The 25,524-nt window shown below is 63.3% G+C and carries 18 protein-coding genes; 12 read left to right on the top strand and 6 right to left on the bottom strand.

Features of this window, described 5'->3' with window-relative positions; all coding sequences use genetic code 11:
• Window positions 1-161: 161 nt before the first annotated feature.
• From FHW96_RS02480 to FHW96_RS02490, 3 genes are read right to left on the bottom strand one after another with little or no spacing between them, the layout of a single operon-like run.
• The gene (locus tag FHW96_RS02480) at window positions 162-785 is read right to left on the bottom strand and encodes a TadE/TadG family type IV pilus assembly protein (protein ID WP_172338992.1); all 624 of its coding nucleotides are present in this window, start codon (window positions 783-785) and stop codon (window positions 162-164) included.
• Window positions 782-1,369: a TadE/TadG family type IV pilus assembly protein gene (locus FHW96_RS02485; RefSeq protein WP_172338993.1), complete on the bottom strand. Its 588-nt coding sequence runs from the start codon at window positions 1,367-1,369 to the stop codon at window positions 782-784. The genes FHW96_RS02480 and FHW96_RS02485 overlap by 4 nt, the downstream gene beginning before the upstream one ends.
• On the bottom strand, window positions 1,369-3,291 hold the full coding sequence (locus FHW96_RS02490) for a pilus assembly protein (protein WP_172338994.1): 1,923 nt from the start codon (window positions 3,289-3,291) through the stop codon (window positions 1,369-1,371). Before FHW96_RS02490 ends, FHW96_RS02485 begins: the two co-directional genes overlap by 1 nt.
• Window positions 3,292-3,571: 280 nt before the next feature.
• Between FHW96_RS02490 and FHW96_RS02495 the strand changes: the two genes are divergently transcribed.
• Complete coding sequence (locus FHW96_RS02495; protein ID WP_172338995.1) at window positions 3,572-3,943, top strand: hypothetical protein; 372 nt, start codon at window positions 3,572-3,574, stop codon at window positions 3,941-3,943.
• A 126-nt stretch (window positions 3,944-4,069) separates the two neighbouring features.
• Here FHW96_RS02495 and FHW96_RS02500 read toward each other — a convergent pair whose 3' ends face one another.
• The 3 genes from FHW96_RS02500 to FHW96_RS02510 form a co-directional block, all read right to left on the bottom strand.
• Entirely contained in the window at window positions 4,070-5,266 is a 1,197-nt protein-coding gene (locus tag FHW96_RS02500; protein WP_216650747.1) for a patatin-like phospholipase family protein, read from the bottom strand.
• A gap of 70 nt (window positions 5,267-5,336) precedes the next feature.
• Window positions 5,337-6,821 (bottom strand): MFS transporter, encoded by a 1,485-nt coding sequence (locus FHW96_RS02505; RefSeq protein WP_172338996.1) that lies wholly within the window; start codon window positions 6,819-6,821, stop codon window positions 5,337-5,339.
• A gap of 116 nt (window positions 6,822-6,937) precedes the next feature.
• A complete protein-coding gene (locus tag FHW96_RS02510) occupies window positions 6,938-7,972 on the bottom strand; it encodes a LacI family DNA-binding transcriptional regulator (protein ID WP_172338997.1) in 1,035 nt (344 codons plus the stop codon).
• A gap of 228 nt (window positions 7,973-8,200) precedes the next feature.
• On the opposite strand from FHW96_RS02510, the gene FHW96_RS02515 reads away from it, so the two are divergent.
• The 11 genes from FHW96_RS02515 (at window position 8,201) to FHW96_RS02565 (ending at window position 25,517) form a co-directional block, all read left to right on the top strand.
• On the top strand, window positions 8,201-10,987 hold the full coding sequence (locus FHW96_RS02515) for a TonB-dependent receptor (RefSeq protein WP_172338998.1): 2,787 nt from the start codon (window positions 8,201-8,203) through the stop codon (window positions 10,985-10,987).
• A gap of 71 nt (window positions 10,988-11,058) precedes the next feature.
• Complete coding sequence (locus FHW96_RS02520) at window positions 11,059-12,870, top strand: alpha-amylase family glycosyl hydrolase (protein WP_172338999.1); 1,812 nt, start codon at window positions 11,059-11,061, stop codon at window positions 12,868-12,870.
• Window positions 12,871-12,882: 12 nt separating this feature from the next.
• Window positions 12,883-14,487, top strand: a complete 1,605-nt coding sequence (locus tag FHW96_RS02525) for an alpha-amylase family glycosyl hydrolase (protein ID WP_172339000.1) — start codon at window positions 12,883-12,885, stop codon at window positions 14,485-14,487.
• Between the two features lie 30 nt (window positions 14,488-14,517).
• Entirely contained in the window at window positions 14,518-16,593 is a 2,076-nt protein-coding gene (locus FHW96_RS02530) for a glycoside hydrolase family 97 protein (RefSeq protein WP_172339001.1), read from the top strand.
• A 46-nt stretch (window positions 16,594-16,639) separates the two neighbouring features.
• On the top strand, window positions 16,640-17,716 hold the full coding sequence (locus FHW96_RS02535) for a PLP-dependent cysteine synthase family protein (protein ID WP_172339002.1): 1,077 nt from the start codon (window positions 16,640-16,642) through the stop codon (window positions 17,714-17,716).
• Between the two features lie 34 nt (window positions 17,717-17,750).
• Window positions 17,751-19,757 carry a M3 family metallopeptidase gene (locus FHW96_RS02540; RefSeq protein ID WP_172339003.1) on the top strand — a complete coding sequence of 669 codons (2,007 nt, stop codon included), beginning with the start codon at window positions 17,751-17,753 and terminating at the stop codon, window positions 19,755-19,757.
• Window positions 19,758-19,762: 5 nt separating this feature from the next.
• Window positions 19,763-20,836, top strand: a complete 1,074-nt coding sequence (locus FHW96_RS02545) for an alpha-hydroxy acid oxidase (RefSeq protein ID WP_172339004.1) — start codon at window positions 19,763-19,765, stop codon at window positions 20,834-20,836.
• 1 nt (window position 20,837) lies between these two features.
• Window positions 20,838-21,536 (top strand): Fe2+-dependent dioxygenase, encoded by a 699-nt coding sequence (locus FHW96_RS02550; protein ID WP_172339005.1) that lies wholly within the window; start codon window positions 20,838-20,840, stop codon window positions 21,534-21,536.
• A gap of 20 nt (window positions 21,537-21,556) precedes the next feature.
• Entirely contained in the window at window positions 21,557-22,198 is a 642-nt protein-coding gene (locus FHW96_RS02555; RefSeq protein WP_172339006.1) for a heme-binding beta-barrel domain-containing protein, read from the top strand.
• A 99-nt stretch (window positions 22,199-22,297) separates the two neighbouring features.
• Complete coding sequence (locus FHW96_RS02560) at window positions 22,298-23,467, top strand: urate hydroxylase PuuD (protein WP_216650748.1); 1,170 nt, start codon at window positions 22,298-22,300, stop codon at window positions 23,465-23,467.
• A 109-nt stretch (window positions 23,468-23,576) separates the two neighbouring features.
• Window positions 23,577-25,517, top strand: a complete 1,941-nt coding sequence (locus tag FHW96_RS02565) for a potassium transporter Kup (protein WP_216650759.1) — start codon at window positions 23,577-23,579, stop codon at window positions 25,515-25,517.
• The last annotated feature ends 7 nt before the right edge of the window (window positions 25,518-25,524 follow it).

Raw genomic sequence — 25,524 nt, forward strand, 5'->3', positions numbered from 1 at the left:
ATTGTGATAACCTCCGACACGGACGCCTCCTTCAGTGGTGTTCAACACCTCCACTATGGCACATCGATGCCGTCGGGGGGCGTCCACCCCATCAGCTTGATGGGGGCTTTATGCCTCCGGCGGGTAAACCCCTAAAACCCCTAAAACCCCTAAAACCCCGATCAGCAAGTCGCCGTCTTCGTCCCCGACAACCCAGCCGTCAGATTGCGCGAATCGCGGATGAGGAAGGCCGCTTCCTGATGCAGCGTCATGGGTTTGACGAACATGGATCCGAACAGGCCCGATTGCTGATAATAGACCTCGACAAACATCACGGCCATGCCGCTGGCGGCTGTCACCTGATTGCCGGTGGGGCCCATGCCGGTCACGACCGCGCTTTCAACGCCATAGGCCGATGCGGCGGTCATGCTGCCGGTGCAGCGTTGCCAGTGGATATATTGCTTGCTGGTGGAGGAATTGAGTTCGAGGCTGGAGACGATCACCTTGCCTTTGGTGCTCAGGTTGATGCTCTTGCCTTCCTGCACCGCGCCGGTCAGCACCGAATTGATCTCGGTTTCGGTGACGGTGGGGCTGACGCTGGATGTGCTGCTTTGTTCAAGGCGCGAGGCATTGTCGGCGGTGGACATGGCGATCTGGCTGACCTGAAGGCTGACGATCGTCATATTGGCCATTTCGATGCCATAGAGCCCGATGAGCAGCAGCACGGGCATGGTGGCGCCCAATTCGATGATCGAGACGCCCGAACGATCGCGCCACAGGCGGCCAAGCAGCGCGCGCAGCCTCATGTGCAGGTCCTCGTGGCCGAACCATAGGCGACCTGTGCTGCCCATGGCTGGTTGCGCCGCACCGCCGTGGCGTTCAGCGTGACCTTGCCCCACATGCTTTTCATGAAGGGCACGCTGAACATCGGGGTATAGCTGGCCGATGTGGTATAGACGATGATGTCGCCCGCCGCGCCATTGCCCGATGCGCCAATGTCCGAATTCCACGATCCGTCGCCATTTTCGTCCGTATAGGGTTCGCCATTGTCACAGCGGCCATTGGCGTTGGAATCGGTCCATTTTTCCGCGCGGCCAATATCGGTGAAATCATAATAGGACTTGCGGGTCGAGGTGACCGTCACCCCCGGCAGCGCGGGGGCCAGCACCTTGGCCACGTTCTGGTCGAGCGTGGTGGTGTTGGCGTTTTCCAGCGTGGCATCGCGCGCGGCCTGACGCACCGCGCCATTGAGCAACGCGCGGCCATAGAACATCTGGCCATAGTAACCCATGCCCATCAGCAACAGCATCAGGATCGGCAGGACAAAGGCATATTCCACCGCCGTGGCCCCGCGCCGGTCGCGCCACAGATGGCCAAGCCGCCGCGCCATCAACTGGCCACCCGCAAGGCGCTGGCGGTCTTGGCGATCTGCTGAAACGCGCTGTTCAGCTCGCTGGCGCTATTGGCGGTAAAGCCGCTGTCGGGAGAGGCGCAATAGGACAGGTCGGTTGAAAGGCTGGTGGAATAGCCGATCACCCAGATACGCACCCCGCGCCCCTTGATCGCATCACAGATCGCGCGAAAACGGGCGATATGGCGGTTGTCATCGTTGCTGTAGCCATCATCGGTGATGCGCCGGTCGTGATATTCGATGCCATAGGCCTGCTGAATGCTATAGGCAGCATTTGGCTCGCCGTCGGTCATATAGATGATGTGGCGCGTGACATTGCCGCCATTGGTGGGCACCTCGGTCACGTTGCTGGAAAAGATGCCGGTCGAGGAGATCAGCCGCGCCCCCCACAACATGCCGATGTCGTGATAGGTGCTGCCCGCCGGGGTCAACGAATTGACATAGGTGGTGAAATCGGTCTGCGTCATGGTGGCCAGCGTGCGCGCGGCCGCCGGGCAATAGGAATTGGCCAGCGAACCCGATGTGCTCAGGATCGAATTGCTGCTGCTGGTGCCGCGATAATAGGCGATATCGGGCCACATCGGCGCCCATTTAGTCGCATCGTCGCTGGTGGGCGCCATGTCGATGTTGAGATCGGTGGCAGTCGTAGGCGAAATACGGTCGGTCAGCGAGCTGTAGGTGAAGGCTGAGTCCGAGACGGTAAAGCGTTCCTCGATGCAGCCATTCCATGTCGAGCTTTGCGAAGCGCCACTGCTGCCGGTGCTGGTGGTGGCTGCGGCAAAGGTCTTGAACGTGCTGGTATCCACATTGGCCAGAACATAGTCGAAATGGTCGAAGGCGGTCCCGCTGGTGGGCGAGGAGGCCGTGCCCAGGCCGCTGTATGTATAGGATTTCAGGCTGAGATATGCGTAATAGCGATACTGGTAATAGCTGTCGCCCGAACGCGTGCAAGTGTAGAGTGATCGAACCTTGGGCTGGGTCACGATGCTGGCGCTGTAGGTATAGGAGCCGGTCGTGACATTGCCGGTGCTGTTGGTGGATGAGCCGTTGTTGGTCCATGCCGATGTCGCGGGCAGGGCGGCAAAGCACGCGCTCTGGCTGGCATAGGCGGTGCTGGAATAAAGCGCGGGGGTCGAGTTGGGGGTTGAGTTATAGACCTCTTCGGAGGTTTTCAGCGTGCGCGAATTATACACCGCATAGGTGATCGCCTCGAACTGGGGCACACGGGTCTGCAGCGCATAGGTGCTGGCCAGATAGGACGGGCTGAGATTGTAGAGCAGGCGCCCGACATTGACCGAGCTGCTGTAGGGCACGAAGCCATAGCGCACGCGGGCGTTGGTGCCCGCCGTGGCGTTGATGATGGTCGTGTTGAAATTCTTGAGCGCGGTTTGCAGGCCGGTGATCTTGACCGTGCCGTTATAGGTGTCCGACATCGACCCGGTGGTGTCCAGTACGAAGACGATATCGGAATTGCCGATGCTCTGCGTCGAGGCGCAGGTCAGGCTGAGATTATAGGTATAGCGGCCAAAGAGCGCCATGATCCGCAGCGGCACGGTGGTGGTGGCGGTGCCGTTGACGGTGACGCCATTGTCGGTGCTCGACAGAGTAAAGGCGGTGCTTTTGGTGCCTTGCTGGGCGTCGGTGTAGTTGACGTTGAAATAGGATTTGCCCTGCGCGGTGGCGGTGGCGTCCAGCCCGCTCGTGGTCACCGCGCGCCGCGCGGCCAGCACACCGGCATCACATGCGCCCTGAAGCCGGTTTTGCGCGCGATAAACAAGGCTCAGATCCACCGCCCCGCCGATAAGGGCCGTCAGTACGAACATGATCGAGGCGGCCAGCATCAGCACATTGCCGCGCCGGTCATGGGCCAATCGGCGCAAGAAGGGCTGGGATCGCGGCATGATGATCGGGCCTTGTGTCAGCGGACAAGATGCGCGCCCGGCAGGACGCTCAATGGTTTTCCCTAGTGGTTAACGCTTAAAGATTCATAAATTCTCAGGACTTGGCCTTACCCCGGCAGTATTGTGGCCCTGCCTGCATCCCCGCAAATGCACCACTTTTGCAACTGCGGATGCAGGAATCGAGTTTGAGTGTGTCGGAAATAGGCGTAAATCGGCGCCACCCCGATTGGCCGCCATCTTCGCATATCGTCGGAGTCGGCTTCCTTACATGGAGATCATCATGAAGAACCTTTTGGCTTGGGCTTTTGCCGTGTCGCTGCTGTCTGGCGCGCCTGTGCAGGCGGCCGCGCCGGGTCTCGATTTCCACCTTTTTGAAAATGCCTATGTGCGCAATGGTGCGCCCGAGGCAGGCTATGACGCGGTGCGCCGCGCGGTGCCGGTGGGCGCCAATGCGCAGGGCGGCGTGGCGCTGTTGCGTCAGGCGGGCGCGCATTGCGGCGCGGCGCGCGGCGATATGGTCGATTGCTTTTATCGCGAACGCATTTCGGTCGACGATGTGGTGGACACTTACGCAACCTGGGACATGCAGCTTAACCTGAGCGGCGACAAGGTTGCCGCGCTCAACATCGAGCGCAGCGTCGAACAGCGCTGAGCCTGCGCCGCGAAGCGGCCTTTAATCCGGCCCCGATGCGTTCTGCCGTTACGCCGAACCTAAAGCGCGACGAGGACAGTAACGGGATTGCAAAGGGACCAGTCCCTTTGCCCGCCGGAGGCTCTCTTAACTCTTACCCCCACCCGGACTGGTGAAATCATACACCGCCAGCCCGGAAGGGTCGCTGGGTAATTCCAGCACTTCGCGCTGGGCCAGCGTATGGGCGGCATCCTCATAGCCGCTGCGCCAATGGTCCTCCATCGTCTGGCGGCTGAATTCATAGTCCTTGTAATCGCCTTCATAATTGGGCGACTGATAGACCATCTGCACAATATTGTAGCGGGCCGGATCGGTGGCTTCCATCAACAGCTTGCCCTCGGGGCTGGCCAGTTGCTCTTGCGTCATCGTCTCGGCCAGCTTGCGAAAGGCGTTGCGCAATTCCTGCCGCTCGCGAAACATGTCGGTGGCGGCGCGGGTGCGGCTGGAATACTGGATTTCTTTCATGCGCGAGGCGACGGCGGCCATGTCGCCGGGCATATGGCCGCGCGCGCTCCACAGATCGACCTGAAACACCAGCGTGTCGAGACGCGAGTCGGAGGAGAGCACCCAGTCGAGCGGCGTGTTCGACACCAGCCCGCCGTCCCAGTAATATTCGCCATCGACCTCCACCGCCGGAAATCCGGGCGGCAGCGCGCCCGAGGCAATGATATGTTCGGGCCGGATCGCGCATTGGGCATTGTCGAAATATTTGAAATTGCCGGTGCGCACATTGACCGCGCCCACGCTGAAGCGGGTTTCGCGCGTATTGATCCGATCGAAATCGACCAGACTTTCCAGCGTGGCGCGCAAATGGCTGGTGTCATACCAGCTTGTCGCCTCGGCGGTCTTGTCGGGCTGGAAAAAGGGCGGGATCAGGCGGGGGGAAAAGAACCCCGGCGCGCCCTGCATCAAGACCTGCCCGGCCGCCATCTGGTTGATCGCCCCGCGCAGATGCGGGTTCACCGCCAGATGCGACAGGCCAAGCGTGGCCAGCCATGGCGCCCAAGCGGTTGAGCGGCCCGACACGCCCTCCCAGAACCGGCGCAATTGGCCCACGCGGGCATGGGGCGCATTGCCCGCGATGATCGCGCTGTTGATCGCGCCGATGGAAATGCCCGCGATCCAGCCCGGCTCGATGTCCCGTTCGGCCAGCGCTTCGTAAACGCCCGCCTGATAGGCTCCCAAGGCTCCCCCGCCTTGCAACAGCAGCGCTACGGTTTCAAAGGGCGTGCCATTGCCTCTCGCATGGGTGACGGGGGCTTTCCAGCGGCGCATTCGGGGCATGGATGGACGGCTCCTTGATGATCCGCCCTTCAAGGTAGCGGTTAATGGCTGCTATTCAATCCACTCCTGTTCAATCCACCTTGGGCAAGGTCAGCGTGAACAGCGCGGCGACCATCAGCGTGGCGGCGGCAAAAGCCATGGTCCACACCGGCGCGCCGGGAAAGAAGGCGTCCATCACCGTATGCATGACCGTGGCCACCAGCAATTGCGGCACCACGACAAACACATTGAACAGGCCCATCGACACGCCCAGTTTCGATTGCGGCAGGCTGGAGGCCAGCATCGCGTAGGGCATGGCCAGAATGGAGGCCCATGCCAGCCCAATCGCCACCTCGCTGACCTGTAACCACGCCGGATCGCGCAGCACGAGATAGGAACCGAATCCCGCCGCCCCCGCGATCAGGCTGACCGCATGGGTGCGCGCCTTGCCGAGGCGCCGGGCCAGCCATGGCAGCACGATGAGCGCGGCGGGCGCGGCCACGCCATTATAGATGGAAAACAGGCGCCCGACATAGTTGGCCGCCGCCTGATAGGCCGGGCTGGCCGGATCGGTGGCGCCGAAATGATATTGGGCGACGATGGGCGTGGTATAGATCCACATGATGAACAGCGCGGACCAACTGAAGAACTGCACCAGCGCCAGGCGCTTCATCAGCGGTGGCATTCCGGCAAAATCACCCACCACGCTGGAGAGCAGAGTGGTGCGCCCCGCGCGCGCCAGCAGGATGGCCGCCGCCAGCGCCGCACCATAGGCCGCCATCAGCCCGGCCAGCAGATAGAGTTCCTTGGCCAGCGCCCAATGCGCCACGCAGGACGCCAGCGCGCCACCCGCACCGATCCACGGCAAAGCGCCCAGTGGTGAACGCGCTGCCAGAGCAAGGTCGGGGCCGATTTCTGGGGCTGCGGCCTCGCCGAACTCCTCCATCTGCGCGGGCGAATATTCCTGCGTGTTCAGAACCGTCCACAGCACGGCCGCGAGCAGGATCGCCCCGCCCGCCCAGAAACTGTAGCGCACCGTATCGGGGATCTGTCCGGCAGGCGCGACATTGGCCACGCCCAGCGCGTCGAGCAGCGAGGGGAACAGCGAGCCCACCACCGCGCCCCCGCCGATAAAGGCGGTCTGCACCGCATAGCCCGCCGTATGCTGGCTTTTATCGAGCACATCGCCTACGAAAGCGCGGAACGGCTCCATCGCCACATTCAGGCTGGCGTCGAGCAGCCAGAGCAGCATGGCCGCGCCCAGCAATATGCCCTGCAACGGCATGACCAGCAGCGCCAGACAGGCCAGCACCGCGCCCGCCAGAAAATAGGGCCGCCGCCGCCCCAGCCGCCCCAGCCATGTTCGGTCCGACAGATGCCCGATCACCGGCTGCACCAGCAGGCCCGTCAAAGGCGCGGCGATCCACAGCGCGGGCAGATCGTCGATTGAGGAACCAAGCGACTGAAAAACGCGGCTCATATTGGCATTTTGCAGGGCAAAGCCGATCTGGATGCCGAAAAAGCCAAAGCTGACATTGCACAGCCCGGCCCAGCCAAGTTTGGGCTTGCCCGACATGATCTCCCCTTCCGCGTGGTGGTCTGTTTGTTGCGCCCGGCGTTGCATGGACCGGGGCGCGGGGCAATCACGTATACGAATACCTAGTGGTGGTTTGGGCATCCGGCCGGCGCCGTTTACCCTCCGCAACTTCTTCGCCGCACCAGCCTTGTGGGCAAAACCGGCGAGGGCAGGGCGCGATCCTCGATCTGGGCCAGCAGCGTTTCGATCAGCAACACGCCCGCCGCTTTCAGATCCTGCATCATCGTGGTCAACGGAGGATTGGTCATGCCCGCCGCCGGAATATCGTCAAAGCCCATCAGCGCCACATCGCCCGGCACCGACAATCCCGCCTCGGAAAGCGCCCGCAGCGCGCCGATGGCGATCAGGTCCGATCCGGCAAAGATCGCGTCAAACCGCGCGCCTTGCGCAATCAGCGCGCGGGCGGCCAGATAGCCCGATTCCTCGGTGGTGAGTGCGTCAATCTGCAAATCGGGATTTACCGGCAGGCCGCCTTGCGCCAGCGCCGCCTGAAGCCCGCGATAACGGTCGGAAAATTCTGGATAATGCTCGTCCGCCTGCCCCAGAAAGGCGATGTCGCGGCGGCCCTGTGCGATCAGATGTTCGCCCGCCATCTGCCCGGCGCCGAAATTGTCGCTGCCCACGGTCGCGCCAATATTGTCGGGCCGCACTGAACCCCAGCGCACAAAGCGCGTCCCCTGCGCGACGAGGCCGGTCAGCCGCTGTTCGTATTGGGTGTAATCACCATAGCCCAGCAGGATCAGCCCGTCCGCGCGGTGGCTGTCCTGATAGCGGGTGTGCCAGTCATCCTCCATTTTCTGAAACGAAATCAAAAGGTCAAACCCGCGATTGGCGCATTGCCTTGTGATTGAGCCGAGCATGGCGAGGAAGAAGGGATTGATGCGCGAATCATCCTCGCTGGGCTCTTCGAAAAATAACAGCGCAATCGTGTTGGCGCGTTGCGAGCGCAGCGAGGAGGCGTTTTTGTCGACCGTATAATTCAATTCGCGGGCAATCGCCTCGATCCTTGCGCGCGTCTCGGCGCTGACCGAACGCGACCCGCGCAGAGCCCGGCTGACCGTGGGCTGGGACACGCCTGCGCGATAGGCGATGTCGAAACTGGTGGGCCTGTTCGACCTCTTTTGCCCCATAATCGTGCGACCTCCTGACTGGCTCTTGCGTGGCCTTAGCGCAACATTACCCGATTGCGCATAATATGGGTATACGTATGCCATCTTTTGTTCGCGGCCATCACCGCTGTAAACGGGCTCCACGTTGACCGGAACCAAGGGGCAGGGGTGCCCTATGCCGGGACGAAGCCGGCGCGCATGGACTGTGTGTCATCCATGCGCAGCCGGTGTGATCAGGAGAGGAATATCATGAGCTTCCGCAGCTTCAAGGCGGGGCGCCTTGGTGCGTCCGCCGCATGCATTGCCGTGTCTGCTTTCATTTTTCCGGCGCTGGCCACAGCTCAGGAAGCCGCGCCTGCGGCCAATGATCAGGCCATCGTGGTGACGGGCATCCGCGCCTCGCTCGATGCTTCGGCCTCGCTCAAGCGCCGTTCGCCGGTGATCGTGGAATCCATTTCGGCCGAAGACATCGGCAAATTGCCCGACGTGTCCATCGCGGACTCGCTGGCCCGTCTGCCCGGCGTCACGGCCCAGCGTCTGGAAGGGCGCGACCAGCGCCTCTCGATCCGCGGCCTTGGCCCCGATTTCGGCACCACACTGCTCAACGGCCGTGAACAGGTGACCGTGGGCGACAATCGCGGCGTGGAATATGACCAGTATCCGTCGGAATTCTTCAAGAATGTGGTGGTGTACAAGGCCTCCAATGCCGCGCTGATTTCGGCGGGCGTGTCGGGCACGGTGGATCTGCGCATGCTGCGCCCGCTGGCGCAAAAGGACCGGATCATCGCGGTGCAGCTGCGCGGCCAGATGAACGGCATGAAGGCGCTGAACCCCGACAGTGACAACAAGGGTTTCCGCGCCTCGGCCGCCTATGTCGACAAATTCGCCAATGACACTTTCGGCATCGCCATCGGCCTGTCGGCCACCCATGCCCCCTCGCAGAACGAGCGCTATAACGCATGGGGCTTCCCCAATGAGGCGGCGGCGGGCGGCTCGCTGTTCCTTGGCGGGGCCAAGCCCTATGTGCAGTCGAACATGCTCAAGCGCTATGGCGGCGTGGTGACGCTGGAATGGGCGCCCAGCGACAATTTTCACTCCACGCTCGACCTGCTCTATTCCAAGTTCAAGGAAACCCAGCACCTGCGCGGCATCGAATTCCCGATTGCCCCGACATGGGGCTCGGCAGCGACCATCCAGCCGGGCTATAGCACCACCAACGGTCTGGTCACCGACGCCACGCTGACCAATGTCCATGCGGTGCAGCGCAATGACCTGAACGAGCGCACGGCGGACAATTTCTCTGCCGGGTGGAACGGCGTGTGGACCGTGGCCGAGGACACCCACATCACGCTCGACGCCAGCTACAGTACGGCCAAGCGCACCGACTTCCTGCTCGAAACCTATACGGGCACGGGCTATAACACGACCGGCGCGTCCGACACGATCCATATCAGCGCCAATCCCAATGGCACGTACCGGATCGTGCCCACGCTCGATTATTCGAACACCGCCCTTTTCGGCATCACCGACCCGCGCGGCTGGGGCTATAATGGCACCACCGCCGTGGTTCAGGCAGGTTTCCTCAACAAGCCCAGCTTCAAGGACGATCTGCTGGCCCTGCGCGCCGGGGTCGATGGCAAGTTTGGCGGCCACTCGATCTTTTCGGGCTGGGAAGTGGGCGTGAATTATTCGCGTCGCAAGAAGACCTCGAACTTCCTGTCCTACTTCCTCTGCCCCAAGGGCACGGGCACCAATTGCACCGTGTCGAGCGGCACCACCACCTTTGCCCCCGTGCCCAGCGCGGCGGTGATCGGCACGGTGGCGCTGGACTATCTGGGCGTGCCCAAGATGCTCGCGCTCGATCCGATGTATCTGTATAATAACAGCCTGAGCGCGGCCTATGACAACCGCCCCGTCTCGCTGGTGCGCGACAATTCGGTGACGGAAAATGTCATCACCGGCTATGCGATGCTGAAGATCGACGGCGATGTTGCGGGCCGTAAGCTGACCGGCAGCATCGGTGCGCAGGTGGTCCATACCAACCAAAGCTCGAACGGTTCGATCTCTAACTTCTCGAACGGTGCCGTCTCGCTCTATCCGGCCACGGGCGGGGCGAAATACACCAATGTCCTGCCCAGCCTGAACCTGTCGCTGGAAATGGACCCGTCGATGTTCGTGAAATTCTCGGCCTCGCACACGATGGTGCGCGCGCGCCTTGACCAGATCCGCGTCAATCAGGAATTCAACATTGACCCCACCCGTCTGGGCTCGACCACGCCGGGCATGTCGGTGTTCAGCTCGACCGGGGGCAATTCGCAACTGCGCCCCTATCACTCCACCAACATCGACCTCTCGCTGGAGCGTTATTTCCGCAAGGGCGGCTATGTCTCGGTGGCGGGTTATTACAAGAAGCTGACCCAGTTCGTCGATCCGTCGAACAATTTCCTCTATGACTTCTCCTCCGCGCTCAGCAGCCTGACGCCCGCACAGCGCGCGGCGGTGGGCACCACGCTGGGCACGGTGAACGCTCCGGCCAACACCGGCCATGGCGATGTAAAGGGTGTGGAAGGCACGCTTTCGCTGCCCTTCTCGCTGCTGACGCCCAAGCTCGACGGCTTCGGCTTCTATGGCAGCCTGTCCTATACCGACAGCACCATCTATCTGGCCAGCAATCCAGGGCAGGCGATCACGCTGCCTGGCCTGTCGGACTGGGTGCAGAACGCGGCGCTTTATTATGAAAAGCACGGGTTCCAGGCGCGCGTGAACTATCGCTTCCGCTCGACCTTCCTGGCCGAAGTGGCGGGCCTTTCGGCCAATCCCACCTATCGTCAGGCCAAGGCCGAAGCGATTGTGGACGCCCAGATCGGCTATGAGTTCCAGCCCAGCTCCAAGCTCTACGGCCTCTCGGTCATGCTTCAGGCCAAGAACCTGACCGACCGGCCCTTCATCACCTATCAGAACAATGATGTGCGCCAGCTGATCGACTATCAGCGCTATGGCCGCGATTATTACCTGAGCGTCAGCTACAAGTTCTGATCGCTTGAGGATAATGCGGGCGGGGTTTCGCGGTCCCGCCCGCGCATAATAGTGACCGAGGGAAGAGCAGGATGAAGCGGAACACCATCGCGGGCCTATTTATGGCCGGGGCCTTTGCTCTGACGTCTGCGGCGCAAGCCACGCCTGTTTCCGATCTGCGCGCCCGCACGCCCGAACAGGAAGTGATCTATTTCGTTCTGCCCGACCGCTTCGCCAATGGCGATCCGGCCAATGATACGGGCGGCATCGCCGGAGATCGCCTGACCCATGGTTTCGATCCTGCCGACAAGGGCTTCTATCATGGCGGCGACCTCAAAGGGCTGATCCAAAAGCTCGATTATATTCAGGGGCTGGGCGCCAGCGCGATCTGGGTCGGGCCGATTTTCAAGAACAAGCCGGTGCAGGGGGCCAAGGGCCACGAAAGCGCCGGCTATCACGGCTATTGGATCACCGATTTTCTGCATGTCGATCCGCATTTCGGCAGCGACGCGGATTTCGCCGCGCTGGTAAAGGCGGCCCATGCGCGGGGGATGAAGGTCTATATGGACATCATCGTCAACCACACCGCCGATGTCATCCAATACCGCGAGGCGGGCGATGCTGTCGCGCTCTATCGTTCCAAGGCCGATTATCCTTTTTCGCGCCGGGGCGGGGTGGCGGCCACGCCGATCAATGCCGGGTTTGCGGGCGATGATGATGCCCGCCCTGCCAACTGGGCGCATATGACCGATCCGGGTTTTGCCTATACGCCCTATGTGCCTGCGGGCGAGGAGAAGGCGAAGAACCCGGCCTGGCTTAACAATCCCATCTGGTATCACAATCGCGGCGACACCGACTGGAAGGGCGAGAGCGCGCAATATGGCGATTTCGTCGGGTTGGACGATCTGGCCACGGAAAATCCGCGCGTGGTCCAAGGGTTCATCGACATATACAGCAGCTGGATCGACCGTTTCGGCATTGACGGCTATCGCATCGATACGGCCAAGCATGTGAACCCGCAATTCTGGCGCGCCTTTGTGCCCGCCATACAGGCGCGGGCGCGGGTGCGCGGCATCCCCAATTTCCACATCTTCGGCGAGGTGGCGACCGGGGATTATGATCCGGCGCTGCTGGCCGGATGGGTGCATCGCGCCGGTCTGCCTGCGGTGCTGGATTTCGCCTTCATGCGCGCGGCGACCGATGCGGCCAGCGGCAGGACCGGCACGCAGGAACTGGCCCGCATGGTAGAGGATGATGCGCTCTATGGGCCAAAGGGCGCGTTGCGTCTGCCCACCTTCCTTGGCAATCATGACAATGGCCGCTTCGCCATGGCCCTGCGTGAGGCCAAGCCGGGGATCGGCGCGCAGGAGTGGCTGGCGCGCGACCTGTTGGGCCATGCCATGCTGTTGACCCTGCGCGGCGTGCCCACGATCTATTATGGCGACGAACAGGGCTTTGCCGGACGCGGGGGCGACCAATCCTCGCGTCAGGATATGTTCGCCAGCAAGGTGACGGAATATAATCAGGACGCCCTTGTCGGCACCGCTTCCTCCACCGCCGCTGCCAATTTCACGCCCGGCCATCCGCTCTATCAGGCCATCGCCCGGCTTGCGCAGATCCGGCGCGCCACCCCCGCGCTCTGGGGCGGGCGGACGCTGCTGCGCGCCTCGGGCGAGGGGGCGGGCCTGTTTGCCGTCTCGCGCCTCGATCCCAAAACCGGGTCCGAGGTGCTGCTGGCCTTCAACACCTCGGACCAGCCCATCACTGCGCAGGTTGCCGTCGAGAGCGCGACGCAGCGCTTCACCGCGCTGTCCGGCCCATGCCCCGCCGCGCCCGCCGCGCCGGGCAGCGCCACGATCAGCCTGCCCGCTTTCGGCTATGCCATCTGCGCCGCCACCAAGTAAGGACCCCCGATAATGACCCTCTCGCAAGGACCATGGTGGCGCGGCGCCACCATCTACCAGATCTATCCGCGCAGCTTTGCCGACAGCAATGGTGATGGCATCGGCGACCTTCCGGGCATCACCGCGCATCTGGACCATATCGCGTCTCTGGGCGTCGATGCGATCTGGATCAGCCCGTTCTTCACCAGTCCGATGGCCGATTTCGGCTATGACGTGGCCGATTATCGCGATGTCGATCCGATCTTTGGCACGCTGGGCGATTTCGACGCTTTGGTGGCGCGGGCGCATGGGCTGGGGCTGAAGGTCATGATCGACATGGTTTTCGCCCATACCAGCGATGCCCATGCATGGTTCGTGCAAAGCCGCTCCGACAAGACCAGCGCTTATGCCGACTGGTATGTCTGGCGCGATGCCAACCCGGACGGCACGCCGCCCAACAATTGGCAGTCCGTCTTTGGCGGCCCGGCATGGACATGGGACGCGCGCCGCCAGCAATATTACATGCACCAGTTCCTGAAAGAACAACCGCAACTCAACGGCCATAATCCGGCGGTGCAGGAGGCCTGCCTTGATGTGCTGCGTTTCTGGCTGGACCGCGGGGTGGATGGGTTCCGGCTCGATGCGCTCAACCATGCGATGTTCGACCCCGGTTTTGCCGACAATCCCATTGCGCCCGCAAATGGCAAGCCCCGCACCCGGCCCTATGATTTTCAGGCCAAGGTCAACAGCATGAACCACCCCGATGTGGTCGGCTTTGTCGAACGCATCGCGGCCGTGTGTCAGGCGGCAGGCGCGACCTTTACCGTGGCCGAAATCGGGGGCGAGGATTCCGATCCGCTGATGAAGGCCTATACGGCGGGCGATGGGCGGCTTTCGAGCGCCTACAGCTTCGACTTCCTCTATGCCGACCGCCTGACCGCCGATCTGGTGGCCAAAACGCAGGTGCAGTGGGACGGCGCGCCGGATGCCGATGGCCGGGCGCAGGGCTGGCCAAGCTGGGCCTTTGAAAACCACGATGCGCCGCGCCATGTGTCGCGCTGGGTGGGGGCGGAGCATCGCGATGCCTATGCGCGGCTGACCATGGCGCTGTTGATGGCGCTGCGCGGCAATGCGTTTCTGTATCAGGGGCAGGAGCTTGGCCTGACGCAGGACGACATCCCGTTCCATCTGCTGCAAGACCCCGAGGCCATCGCCAACTGGCCGCTGACCTTGAGCCGCGACGGTGTGCGCACGCCGATGCCATGGCAGGTGCAGGACGAGCAGGGCGGCTTTACCAAGGGTGCGCCTTGGTTGCCGCTCTCGCCGGAAAACATCGCCCGCGCGGTGGACCGGCAGGAGGCCGATCCGCACAGCCAATTGGCCATCACCCGCCGGATCATCGCCTTGCGCCGCGTGCATAGGGCGCTGGCGGTGGGCGCGATGGAGGATCTGCGCGTGGATGGCGACCTGCTCACTTTCACCCGGCGCGAGGGTGGCGAGGCAATTGTCTGCGCCTTTAACCTTGGCGATCAAACCATCGTCCATGCCGCGCCGGACGGGCAGATCCTGCTGGCGCTGAACGACGCGGATGAGGGGCAATTGCCGCCCTATGCCGCGCATTTCACCCTGTCTGCCTAAACCCCCTTCTTCCCCCGGAGAGAGACCATCATGGCCCGCTCGCTTGCCCTCCCCCTCCCCCTCCCCCTTGCTCCACCCCTTGCCGCTTTTTTGCTGACCGCCACCTCGGCCTATGCCCAGACCGCGCCTGCCAGCTATTCGGCCACATCGCCCGACGGCACCATCGCGGTTGCCATCACCACCGACAGCGACCACCGTCCCCGCTACAGCATCACCCGCAAGGGCAAACCCCTGATCGCGCCCTCGCTGATGGGTTTCATCCTGACCGATGGCGTCAACATGGTGCGCGGCTGGGACATCACCGGCGCCGACACCGGCAAGGGCGATGACACATGGGAGCAGCCCTGGGGCGAGCGCCGCTATGTGCGCGACCATTATAACGAGATCACCGTCCACCTGCGCCAGTCCAAGGAGCAGGGCGAGCGGTTGATGGATGTGCATTTCCGCGTCTTCGACAATGGCGTGGGCTTTCGCTACGAGCTGCCCAAACAGGCTGCGATGACCACGATGCGCATCGCCGATGAAGTGACCGAATTCGACATCGTGCCCAAGGGTACCGCATGGTGGATCACCGGGGGCGAATGGAATCGCTATGAGCAGGTCTATCAAAAGACCCCGATCGAGGCCGTTTCCACCGCCCATACGCCGATCACCATGCGCCTTGACGATGGCACGCATCTCTCCTTCCACGAGGCTGCGCTGGTCGATTATTCCGCCATGTGGTTCAAGCGGGCCGAGGGGCAGAAATTCCGCTCCACCCTTTCGCCTTCGGGGCAGGGGGCGCGGGTGGTACGCGATCTGCCTTTCAACACGCCATGGCGCGCGATCCGCATGGCCGATGATGCAGCCGGGTTGGTGGAAAACGACCTTGAATTGAACCTCAACGAGCCGAACAAGATCGGCGATGTAAGCTGGTTCAAGCCCCAGAAGTATATCGGCATCTGGTGGGGCATGATCCGGGGCGACTGGACATGGGCAGAAGGGCCCAAGCATGGCGCCACCACCGAGCGGGCTAAACAGTACATCGACTTTGCCGCCAAGAACGGCTTTTCCAGCGTGCTGATCGAAGGCTGGGACAAGGGTTGGAACGGCAACTGGCTGGGCACGGGGGGCGACTTCAGCTTTACCAAATCGGCCGATGGTTTCGATCTGGAGGCCGTCACCGCCTATGGCCACAAGAAGGGCGTGAACATCATTGGCCACCATGAAACGGGCGGCAATATCGCCAATTACGAGGCCCAGCTTGAGGATGCGATGAAGCTGTACAACCGCCTCGGCGTGTCGACGGTCAAGACCGGCTATGTGGCGGATGCGGGCGGCATTCAGGCGCCTTGCGGAAGTGATCCGGCCAAGATCTGCATGGAATATCACGATGGCCAGCGGCAGGTGCAGCATCACCTGCGCGTGGTGCAGGTGGCGGCGAAATATCACATCGCGGTCAACGCGCATGAGCCGGTGAAGGACACCGGCCTGCGCCGCACCTATCCCAACTGGATCGCACGCGAGGGCGCGCGCGGCATGGAATATAACGCATGGGGTGCCTTCGCCAATGGCCCGAGCCACGAGCCGACCTTGGTCTACACCCGCATGTTGTCCGGCCCGATGGATTTCACCCCCGGCGTGCTAAGTCTTGAGGGCGCCAACCATGCGCCCTTGGCCTCGACGCTCGCCAAACAGCTTGGCCTCTATCTGGCGCTCTATTCGCCCATCCAGATGGCGGCTGATTTTATCGAGAACCTTGAGGCGCATCCCAAGGAGTTGGCCTTTATCCGCCAAGTCCCCGCCGATTGGGCGCAGAGCCATCTGATCGTCGGGGCAGTGGGCGAATATGCGATCTTTGCTCGTCAGGATCGCAACAGCCCCGACTGGTATGTCGGCGGGGTCAATGATGCCACTGCGCGCGATGTGGATCTCAAACTCGACTTCCTTGACGCGGGCAAGACCTATACCGCCACGATCTACAAGGATGGCGAGGGCGCGACCTACCTGACCGAGGCGCGCCATCGCATCGCCTATGAAACGCGCAAGGTGAGCAAGGGTGACACCATCAAACTGTGGCTGGCGCCGGGCGGAGGCGGGGCAATTCGTCTCACCCCCGGCAAATAAGCCGCAGCCCGGTTGACGCGGGCGCATCACGGGATAGGGAAGGGCGATGAGCCAAAAACCCTGTCCCAACTGGGTCAGCTGGGCCATCGGGCGCATCGACGCGGATTATACCCGCAGCGCCGATACCCATCTGATCCCGGTGCCGCTGCCCGCCCTGCCGCATATCGCGATTTATCTGAAGGATGAATCGAGCCATCCCACCGGCAGCCTGAAGCACCGCCTCGCGCGCTCGCTCTTCCTCTATGCGCTGTGCAACGGCTGGATCGCGCAGGGGATGACGATTGTCGAGGCCTCCTCCGGCTCGACCGCCGTGTCCGAGGCTTACTTTGCGCGAATGCTGGGCCTGCCCTTCATCGCGGTGGTGCCGCGCAGCACCGCGCCGGAAAAGATCGCCGCCATCGAGGCGCTGGGCGGGCAATGTCACAAGGTCGACAGCGCGGGCGCGGTTTACGGTGAGGCCTCGCGTCTGGCCGCCGACCTCAACGGCCATTACATGGACCAGTTCACCTATGCTGAGCGCGCGACCGACTGGCGCGGCAACAACAATATCGCCGACAGCATCTTCAGCCAGATGGCGCGCGAACCCCATCCGATCCCGGCATGGATCGTGACCGGTGCGGGCACGGGTGGCACCTCGGCCACCATTGGTCGCTATGTCCATTACAACCGCCATGCCACACAGGTCTGCGTGGCCGATCCGGCGGCCTCGGTGTTCCACCGCCATTGGCACGATGCCGCCGTCACCACCGCCGATGGCCCCACCAGCCGCATCGAGGGCATCGGCCGCCCCCGCGTCGAACCCAGCTTTATCCGCAGCGTGATCGACCGGATGGAAGTGGTCGAGGACCGCGCCTCCATCGCCGCCGCGAGGGTGCTCTCGCGCTATCTGGGGCGGCGGGTAGGCGGCTCGACCGGCACCAATCTGGTGGCCATCGCACGTATCGCCACGCAGATGGCGGCGGCGGGCGAGAAAGGTTCGATCGTCTCGATCCTGTGCGATGCGGGCGAGCGCTATGGCTCGACCTATTACAATGACGAATGGCTGGCCGCGCAGGGGCTTTTGGACGAAGCGGAGGAAGAACGCATGGCCGCCTTCCTTGCCAGCGGGCGTTACGCTTCCTAAATTGCCTGAATACAATTCTCATTTGCAGGATCTTATGTCGAACAACCCGCTGCTGGCCGCCGATGCTCTGCCCGATTTTGCCGCGATCCGGCCCGAACATGTCGTGCCCGCGGTCGAGGCCGCGATTGCCACCCATGCCGGGGCGATGAAGGCTCTGAGCGCGCGGAGCGGCGATCCGGCGCTGCTGGCGGACAAGGACGCGGCCGATGTGGCGATTTCGCGGGTCTGGGGCGTGGTCAGCCATCTGGTGATGGTGGCGACCACGCCGGAACTGCGCGAGGCGCATGGGCAGGCGCAACCCCTGATCGACGCGCATTTCAGCGCGGTGGGTCAGGACAAGGCGCTGTATCAGGCGTTGAAGGCTATTGATCCGCAGGCCCTGCCGCAGGAGGAGCGTCGCGCCCTGACGCTGGCACTTCAGGATTTTGAACTGTCGGGCGTGGCGCTGGAAGGGCAGGCGGCGCAGGATTTCGTTGCCAACCGAATCGAACAGGGCCGCCTCTCGACCGAATTTTCCAATGCCGTACTGGACGCGACCGAGGCGTGGACGCTTGAAATCACCGACGAAGCGCGCCTTGCCGGTATTCCCGAGGCCGACCGGGCCGGGATGCGCGCAGCAGCGGAGCGCGCCGGTAAGGAAGGCTGGCTGGTCACGCTCCATGCGCCCAGCGTCATGGCGGTGCTCTCGCATGCCGAGGACCGGGCGCTGCGCGAGGAAGCTTATCGCGCATGGAACACCCGCGCTTCCGACCAAGGCCCGAACGCGGGCCAGTTCGACAATGGCCCGCGCATTGCCGAAATCCTTGCGCGCCGAGGTCAGGCCGCGCTGGCGCTGGGGTTTGACGATCCGGTGGCGGTGTCGCTGGCCGCGAAAATGGCGCGTGACGGGGCGCAGGTGGATGAATTCCTCTCCAGCCTTGGCGCGGCGGCACGGCCTCAGGCGGCGCGCGATCTGGCCGCGCTGGCCGAATTTGCCCGCGACGAATTGGGCATTGCGGACCTGCGCCCATGGGATGTCGGCTTTGCCAGCGAGCGGATGCGGCGCAAGCTGCACGATCTCGATACGTCGGAAATCCGCCGCTATCTGCCGCTGCCCCGCGTGATGGAGGCTCTGTTCGGCCTTGTGCGCGAATTGTTCGGCGTCGAATTTCGCGCCGCGCAGGGCGTGCCGGTCTGGCATAGCGATGTGCGCTATTTCACCCTGCACCGTGATGGGCATGAGGTGGCCTCGCTCTATGCCGATTTCTTTGCGCGCGAGGGCAAGCGCGGCGGGGCATGGATGGATTCGGCCCGCCCGCGCCAGCATGGCGTCACGCCGGTGGCCTATCTGGTGACGAATTTCGCGCCGCCGGTGGGCGATGCGCCCGCCTATATCACGCATAATGACATGGTGACGCTGTTCCACGAAATGGGCCACTGCCTGCATCACCTGCTGGGCGAGGTTGATCTGCCCAGCATCGGCGGTATCGCCGGGGTGGAATGGGATGCGGTCGAATTACCCAGCCAGTTCCTTGAGAATTTCGCGTGGGAACCGGCCACGCTGAAAGCCGCGAGCGCGCATGAGGAAAGCGGCGAGCCTTTGCCCGATGCAATGATCGCGCGGATGCTGGGGGCGCAGAAATTTCTTGGCGCCATGGGATTGGTGCGACAGGCTGAATTCGCCCTTTTCGATTTGCGCCTGCATCGCGCGGCGGGCGGCGACAATGCGCCCGATTACCGCGACGTTCTGGCGCAGGTGCGGTCCGAGGTCGCCGTCATCGACTATCCCGAATGGCACCGCTTCCCTACCAGTTTCAGCCATATTTTCGCCGGTGGCTATGCGGCGGGCTATTATTCCTATCTCTGGGCCGAGCGCTTGTCGGCCGACGCCTATGCCGCGTTTGAGGAAGGCAGCGCCCCGCGCGCGGAATTGGGCGAACGTTTCCGCGCCGAAGTCCTTTCGCGCGGGGGCACGCGCCCGGCGATTGAAAACTTCACCGCCTTTCGCGGGCGCGAGCCGGAGAATGAGCCGCTGCTGGAAAGCTGGGGAATCGCGGCGTAAGGCGTGTGCCCCTGCCGCCGCATCTTTACACGCTGGCCGACTATGCGCGTGAGGCGCAGGCGCGGATCGATGCTGCGGTCTGGGCTTGGCTGGAAGGCGCCAGCGGAGATGGTGCGGCGCGGCGGCGCGAGGAGTCCAGCTTTGCCGCCCACGCAATCCTGAACCGGCCTCTGGCCGATCTACGCGGGGGCCATACGCGGCGGCGCCTGCTGGGGCTGGAACTGGCGCATCCAGTGTTGCTCTCGCCGCTGGGCTATCATGGGCTGGTGCATCCCGAAGGCGAACTGGCCACCGCGCGCGGCTGCCTTGAAACGGTGATGACCGTCTCGACCATGGCCAGCCAGCCCATTGAGGCCATCGCGCAGGTGGCCGCCGGGCCGCTGTGGTTCCAGCTCTATGTCCAGCCTCGGCGCGAGGATACGCTGTGCCTGATCCGCCGGGCCGAGGCGGCGGGGGCAAGGGCGATTGTCGTGACGCTCGACACCCCCGCTCAGCCCGCCAGCCCGCAGGCCCTGCGCGCCGGTTTCGCCATTCCGCGCGGTATCGAGGCGGTGCATCTCTCCGGTTTCACGCCCGCGCCTGAGGCATCGGGCCAATGGTACAATCCCGCGCTCTCGCGTCTGGCCGCCGTAGCGCCGGGGTGGGATGATATGGCATGGCTGCGCGGGCAAACCGACCTGCCGCTGCTGGCCAAGGGCATGTCGCGGGCCGATGATGCGGCGCGGCTGATGGCGCTGGGCTGGGATGGGCTGGTGCTTTCCACCCATGGCGGGCGGGCGATGGAGGCGGCGGAGGCGCCTTTGACGCTGCTGCGCGCGACGCGCGCGGCGCTGGGGAAAGATTGCGTGATCCTGCTGGACGGATCGGTGCGGACCGGGGCGGATGTGTTCCGGGCGCTCGCGCTGGGGGCCGATGCGGTGATGATCGGGCGGCCGCAATTGCATGGGCTGGCCGTGGGCGGCGCTTTGGGCGTGGCCCATATGCTGAAAATTCTGCGCGAGGAGCTGGAACTGGCGATGGTGCTGGCGGGATGCGCCAAGCTGGACGCCATCGGGCCGGATGCGCTGACGGGGATGTAATATGCTGATCGTGATCGAGAAACTCTTTACCCCCGGCGAGATTGCCGCCCTGCGCGAACGCCTGCTCTCCGCCCCATGGGCCGATGGCGCGGCCACAGCGGGCGAGCGGGCGGTGCAGGTAAAGCAAAACCTGCAAGTGCCGATGGACGATCCTGTGGCTAAGGACATCGGGCAGGTGATCCTGACCCGGCTGGGCCAGAATCCGCAATTTCTCGCCGCCGCGCTGCCGGTGACGATCCATCCGCCGCGTTTCAACCTCTATCGCGACGGCGGCCATTATGGCGCCCATGTCGATGGCGCGCTGATGCGTATGCCGGGAGAGGACCGCCTGCTGCGCACCGATCTGTCGGCTACTTTGTTCCTGAACGATCCGACGGATTACGACGGCGGCGAATTGACCGTCGAGGGCCAGTTCGGCGGCCAGAGCGTCAAGCTGCCCGCCGGCGATATGGTGCTTTATCCCAGTTCCAGCCTGCACAAGGTGACGCCGGTCACGCGGGGGATGCGGATCGCCAGCTTCTTCTGGATGCAGAGCGCGGTGAAGGATGGCGAGGCGCGCGCGATGCTCTATGACCTTGACCGTTCGATACAGGGCCTTTCGGTTCAGACGGGGGCGCCCGGACGGGGCAAGGATGATGCGGATATTGACCGTTTGATGCAGGTCTATCACAACCTGTTGCGCCGCTGGGCGCAGATTTGAAGCCAAAGGGTCTGAAACGCATGTCGAAATTCCCCGCTCACCTGTTTGCCGAACCCGAACCCGATGTCGATACGCTGGCCAATCTAGGCCCCTTGGCGCCGATGGCGGGCGTGTGGGAAGGCATCAAGGGGCGCGATGTCAAACCCACCGAGGATGGCGCCGAGGAGCAGGCCTATATCGAGCGGATGACCATTCAGCCCATCGACCCCCAGATGAACGGGCCGCAATTGCTTTATGGCCTGCGCTATCACACGGCGATCACCAAGCCGGGCGAGGTCGAGATGTATCACGATCAGGTCGGTTATTGGCTGTGGGAACCGGCCACGGGGCGCATCCTGCACACGCTGACCATCCCGCGCGGACAGGCGGCGCTGGCCAAGGGCGAGGCGGCGGCGGACGCCACCAGCTTTACCCTGACGGCGCAGCGGGGCAGTACGGAGAATGGCATCATCTCGGCGGTATTTCTGGAACAGAATTTCAGGACCGACAGTTTTGCCATCACTGTCACCATCAACGGGCCGGATCAGTGGAGTTATGAGCAGACCACGATGTTGCAAATCCGCGGGGTGGAGCAGCCGTTTGAACATACCGACCGCAATACGTTGCACCGGGTTGGCCCGGCGGTGCCCAATCCCTTGGCGCGCGAGAATGCCGAGGCTTAAGCCGTTCTGATTTTTGCGACAGGATAAGCGAAATTTTGCGCTTTATCGAACGCACTGCCAATCGCATGGAGAGATCAGGCTAAGATTAGGGGACGCGCCTTGGATATCACCGAATGGCTCAATCTGGGGCTGCGCTGGCTGCATCTGATCACCGGCATCGCGTGGATCGGCTCGTCCTTCTACTTCGTCTGGCTGGATAACCATTTGAAACCGCCCAAGGAAGGTGAGGCCTCGGGCGAGGTCTGGTCGGTCCATGGCGGCGGCTTTTACCACAAGCAGAAATATCAGGTCGCCCCGTCCCAGATGCCGGACGAGCTGCACTGGTTCAAATGGGAGGCCTATTTCACCTGGGTCAGCGGGTTCTCGCTGCTGGTGCTGGTCTATTATATCGGGGCGCGCGCTTTCCTGATCGACACGGCCAAGGCGGCGCTGGAGCCGTGGCAGGCGGCAGGCATCGGCATGGGCGCGATTGTGCTGGGCTGGGTGGTGTATGACGGGCTGTGCCGGTCGGCGCTGGGGCGCAACAATCGGCTGCTGGGGGTGGTGTGGTATGCGTTTCTGGTCGCGGCGGCCTACGGCCTCAACAGCGTGTTCAGCGCGCGCGGGGCCTATCTGCATGTCGGCGCCATTATCGGCACGGTGATGGCGGCCAATGTGTTCATGATTATCATTCCCGGCCAGCGCAAGGTGGTCAATGCGCTGATCGAGGGGCGCGAACCGGACCCGGCGCTGGGCGCGCGGGGCAAGCAAAGGTCGCTGCATAACAATTACATGACGCTGCCTGTGCTGTTCATCATGATAAGCCATCATTACCCGATGACCTTTGGCGCAGAGCGGCCTTGGCTGGTGCTGGCGATGATCTCGGCCATGGGGGTGGCGATCCGCCATGTATTCAACCTGCGCCACAAGGGCGTCGATCCGCGCTCGACCATGGCCGTTGCGGCGGCGATCGGCATTGCCACGATCACCTATGTCGCCATGGAGAAATCGGGCGCCAAGCCGGTGGGCGAGGCAAGCTATGCCGATATTCAACCCATTCTGGCCCGGCATTGCGTGACATGTCATGCGCCGCATCCCACCAATCCGGCCTTTGCCGCGCCGCCTTTAGGCGTGCTGCTGGACAATGCCGAACATGCCTCGGCCGCCGCGCCGCGCATCAAAAAGGTGGCTGTGGACGCGCAGGTCATGCCGCTGGGCAATATGACCCATATGACGTTGGAAGAACGCGTAAAACTGGGCGCATGGATCGCCGGTGGGGCGCGGCAATAGGGGGCGATTTTACGCGGACTTTACGCACGACCCCCGCCTTGCCCATGGCGATTTAATGCCGATCCGTCCGATGCGTCAGGTTCCTATCCTTCAGGCGAACCGACGCATCATGTTGATGACCGCATCCTCCACCAGCGAACATTCCGCACATAGTCCGGGCCATCACGGCCCCTCTTCGCTTTTCGCGCTCACGCTGGGCGCGATCGGCGTGGTCTATGGCGATATCGGCACCAGCCCGCTCTATGCCTTCCGCGAGGCATTGGCCCAGACCGCGCAGGGGGGCATCGACCGGGGCGAGATCCTTGGCGTGCTGGCGCTGGCGCTATGGGCGCTGATCATCGTGGTGACGATGAAATATGTGCTGTTTCTCAGCAGGATGGATAATCATGGCGAGGGCGGTGTGCTGTCGCTGATGGCGCTGGCGCGGCGGGCGACGGGGGGCAAGTGGCTGATCGTGCTGCTGCTGGGCGCTACCGGCGCGGCGCTGTTTTACGGCGATGCGATCATTACGCCCGCGCTTTCAGTGCTTTCTGCCATCGAGGGGATGAAGACCGTCCCCGGCCTTGAGAGCATGAGCGAGCCGGTGATCCTTGGCCTCTCGCTCACGATCCTCATCGGCCTCTTTGCGCTTCAGGTGCGCGGCACGGCCAGCGTGGCGGGCCTGTTCGGCCCGGTCTGCGCGTTCTGGTTCGTGGCGATCGGCGCGCTGGGCCTGTGGCATATTGTCGAGGCGCCCGATGTTCTCTCGGCCTTTAACCCGATGTGGGCGGTCAATTTCATGCTGGGGCATGGCGTGGCGGGCCTGTTCGTGCTGGGCGCGGTGTTCCTGACCGTGACCGGGGCCGAGGCGCTGATTGCCGATATGGGCCATTTCGGGCGGCAGCCGATTCAACTGGGCTGGCTGACCTTTGTCTGGCCCGCGCTGACGCTCAATTATCTGGGGCAGGGCGCGTTGGCGCTGACCGCACTGGCGCGCGCGCAGGCCCATGGGCAATTGCTGCAAAATGCCGACTGGTTCTTCCTGATGGCGCCGGATTCGCTGCGCGCGCCGCTGGTGGTGCTGGCCACGATGGCCACGATCATCGCCAGTCAGGCGGTCATCACCGGGGCCTATTCGCTGACCCAACAGGCCATCGCGCTGGGCCTGATGCCGCGCCTTGTCATCCGCCAGACCTCGGCGGCGCAGATCGGTCAGATCTATATGCCTGGCGTCAACTGGATGCTGCTCTTGGGCGTCATCTGCCTCGTCTTCGCTTTCCGATCCAGCAGCGCGATGGCCGCGGCCTATGGCATTGCGGTGACGGGCACGATGGTGGTGACCACCTGCCTTGCCTTTATCATCGCGTGGCGGTCGTGGGGGTGGAACCCGATGCTGGCCATGCTGCTCATCGCGCCCTTCCTTGCGCTCGACATCTTCTTCTTTGGCGCCAATGTGCTGCGCGTAGCCGAGGGCGGCTGGGTGCCGCTGATGGTGGCCGGGATCATCGGGGTGGTGATCGCCACATGGCTGCGCGGGCGCAAGATGGCGCTGCAACGCGCCAGTGAGCAGGGCGTCGCGCTTGATGAACTGGTCAAGGCGCTCTCTGCCCGCCCGCCGCTGGTGGTTGAAGGCACGGCGGTGTTCCTGACGCAGGACGCCAGCGTGGCCCCTTCGGCGCTGTTGCATAATCTCAAGCATAACAAGGCGCTGCACCGCACCAACATCATGCTGACCGTGGAAACCCAGACCACGCCCTATGTCGATCCGGAAAATCGCCTGTGCCTCGAACGGCTCGACGAACGCTTTTTGCGGGCCAAGCTGCGGTATGGCTATATGGACAAGATCGACGTGCCCAGCGACCTTGCGCGCGAAAAGGGCCTGCTGACGGGCACGGGCGGCACCTCGTTCTTCGTGGGCCGCAGCGCGATCCGCTTCGGTTCGCGCCCCTGCATGCCGCGCATCATGGTGCTGCTCTATCAGTTCCTGCATCGCAACGCATCCGATCCCACCGCCTTTTTTGCCATCCCCCCCAACCGCGTGGTCGAATTGGGCACACAGATCGAGCTTTGATCGCTAT

Origin of the sequence: Novosphingobium sp. SG751A (assembly GCF_013149295.1) — a bacterium.
Taxonomy (GTDB): domain Bacteria; phylum Pseudomonadota; class Alphaproteobacteria; order Sphingomonadales; family Sphingomonadaceae; genus Novosphingobium.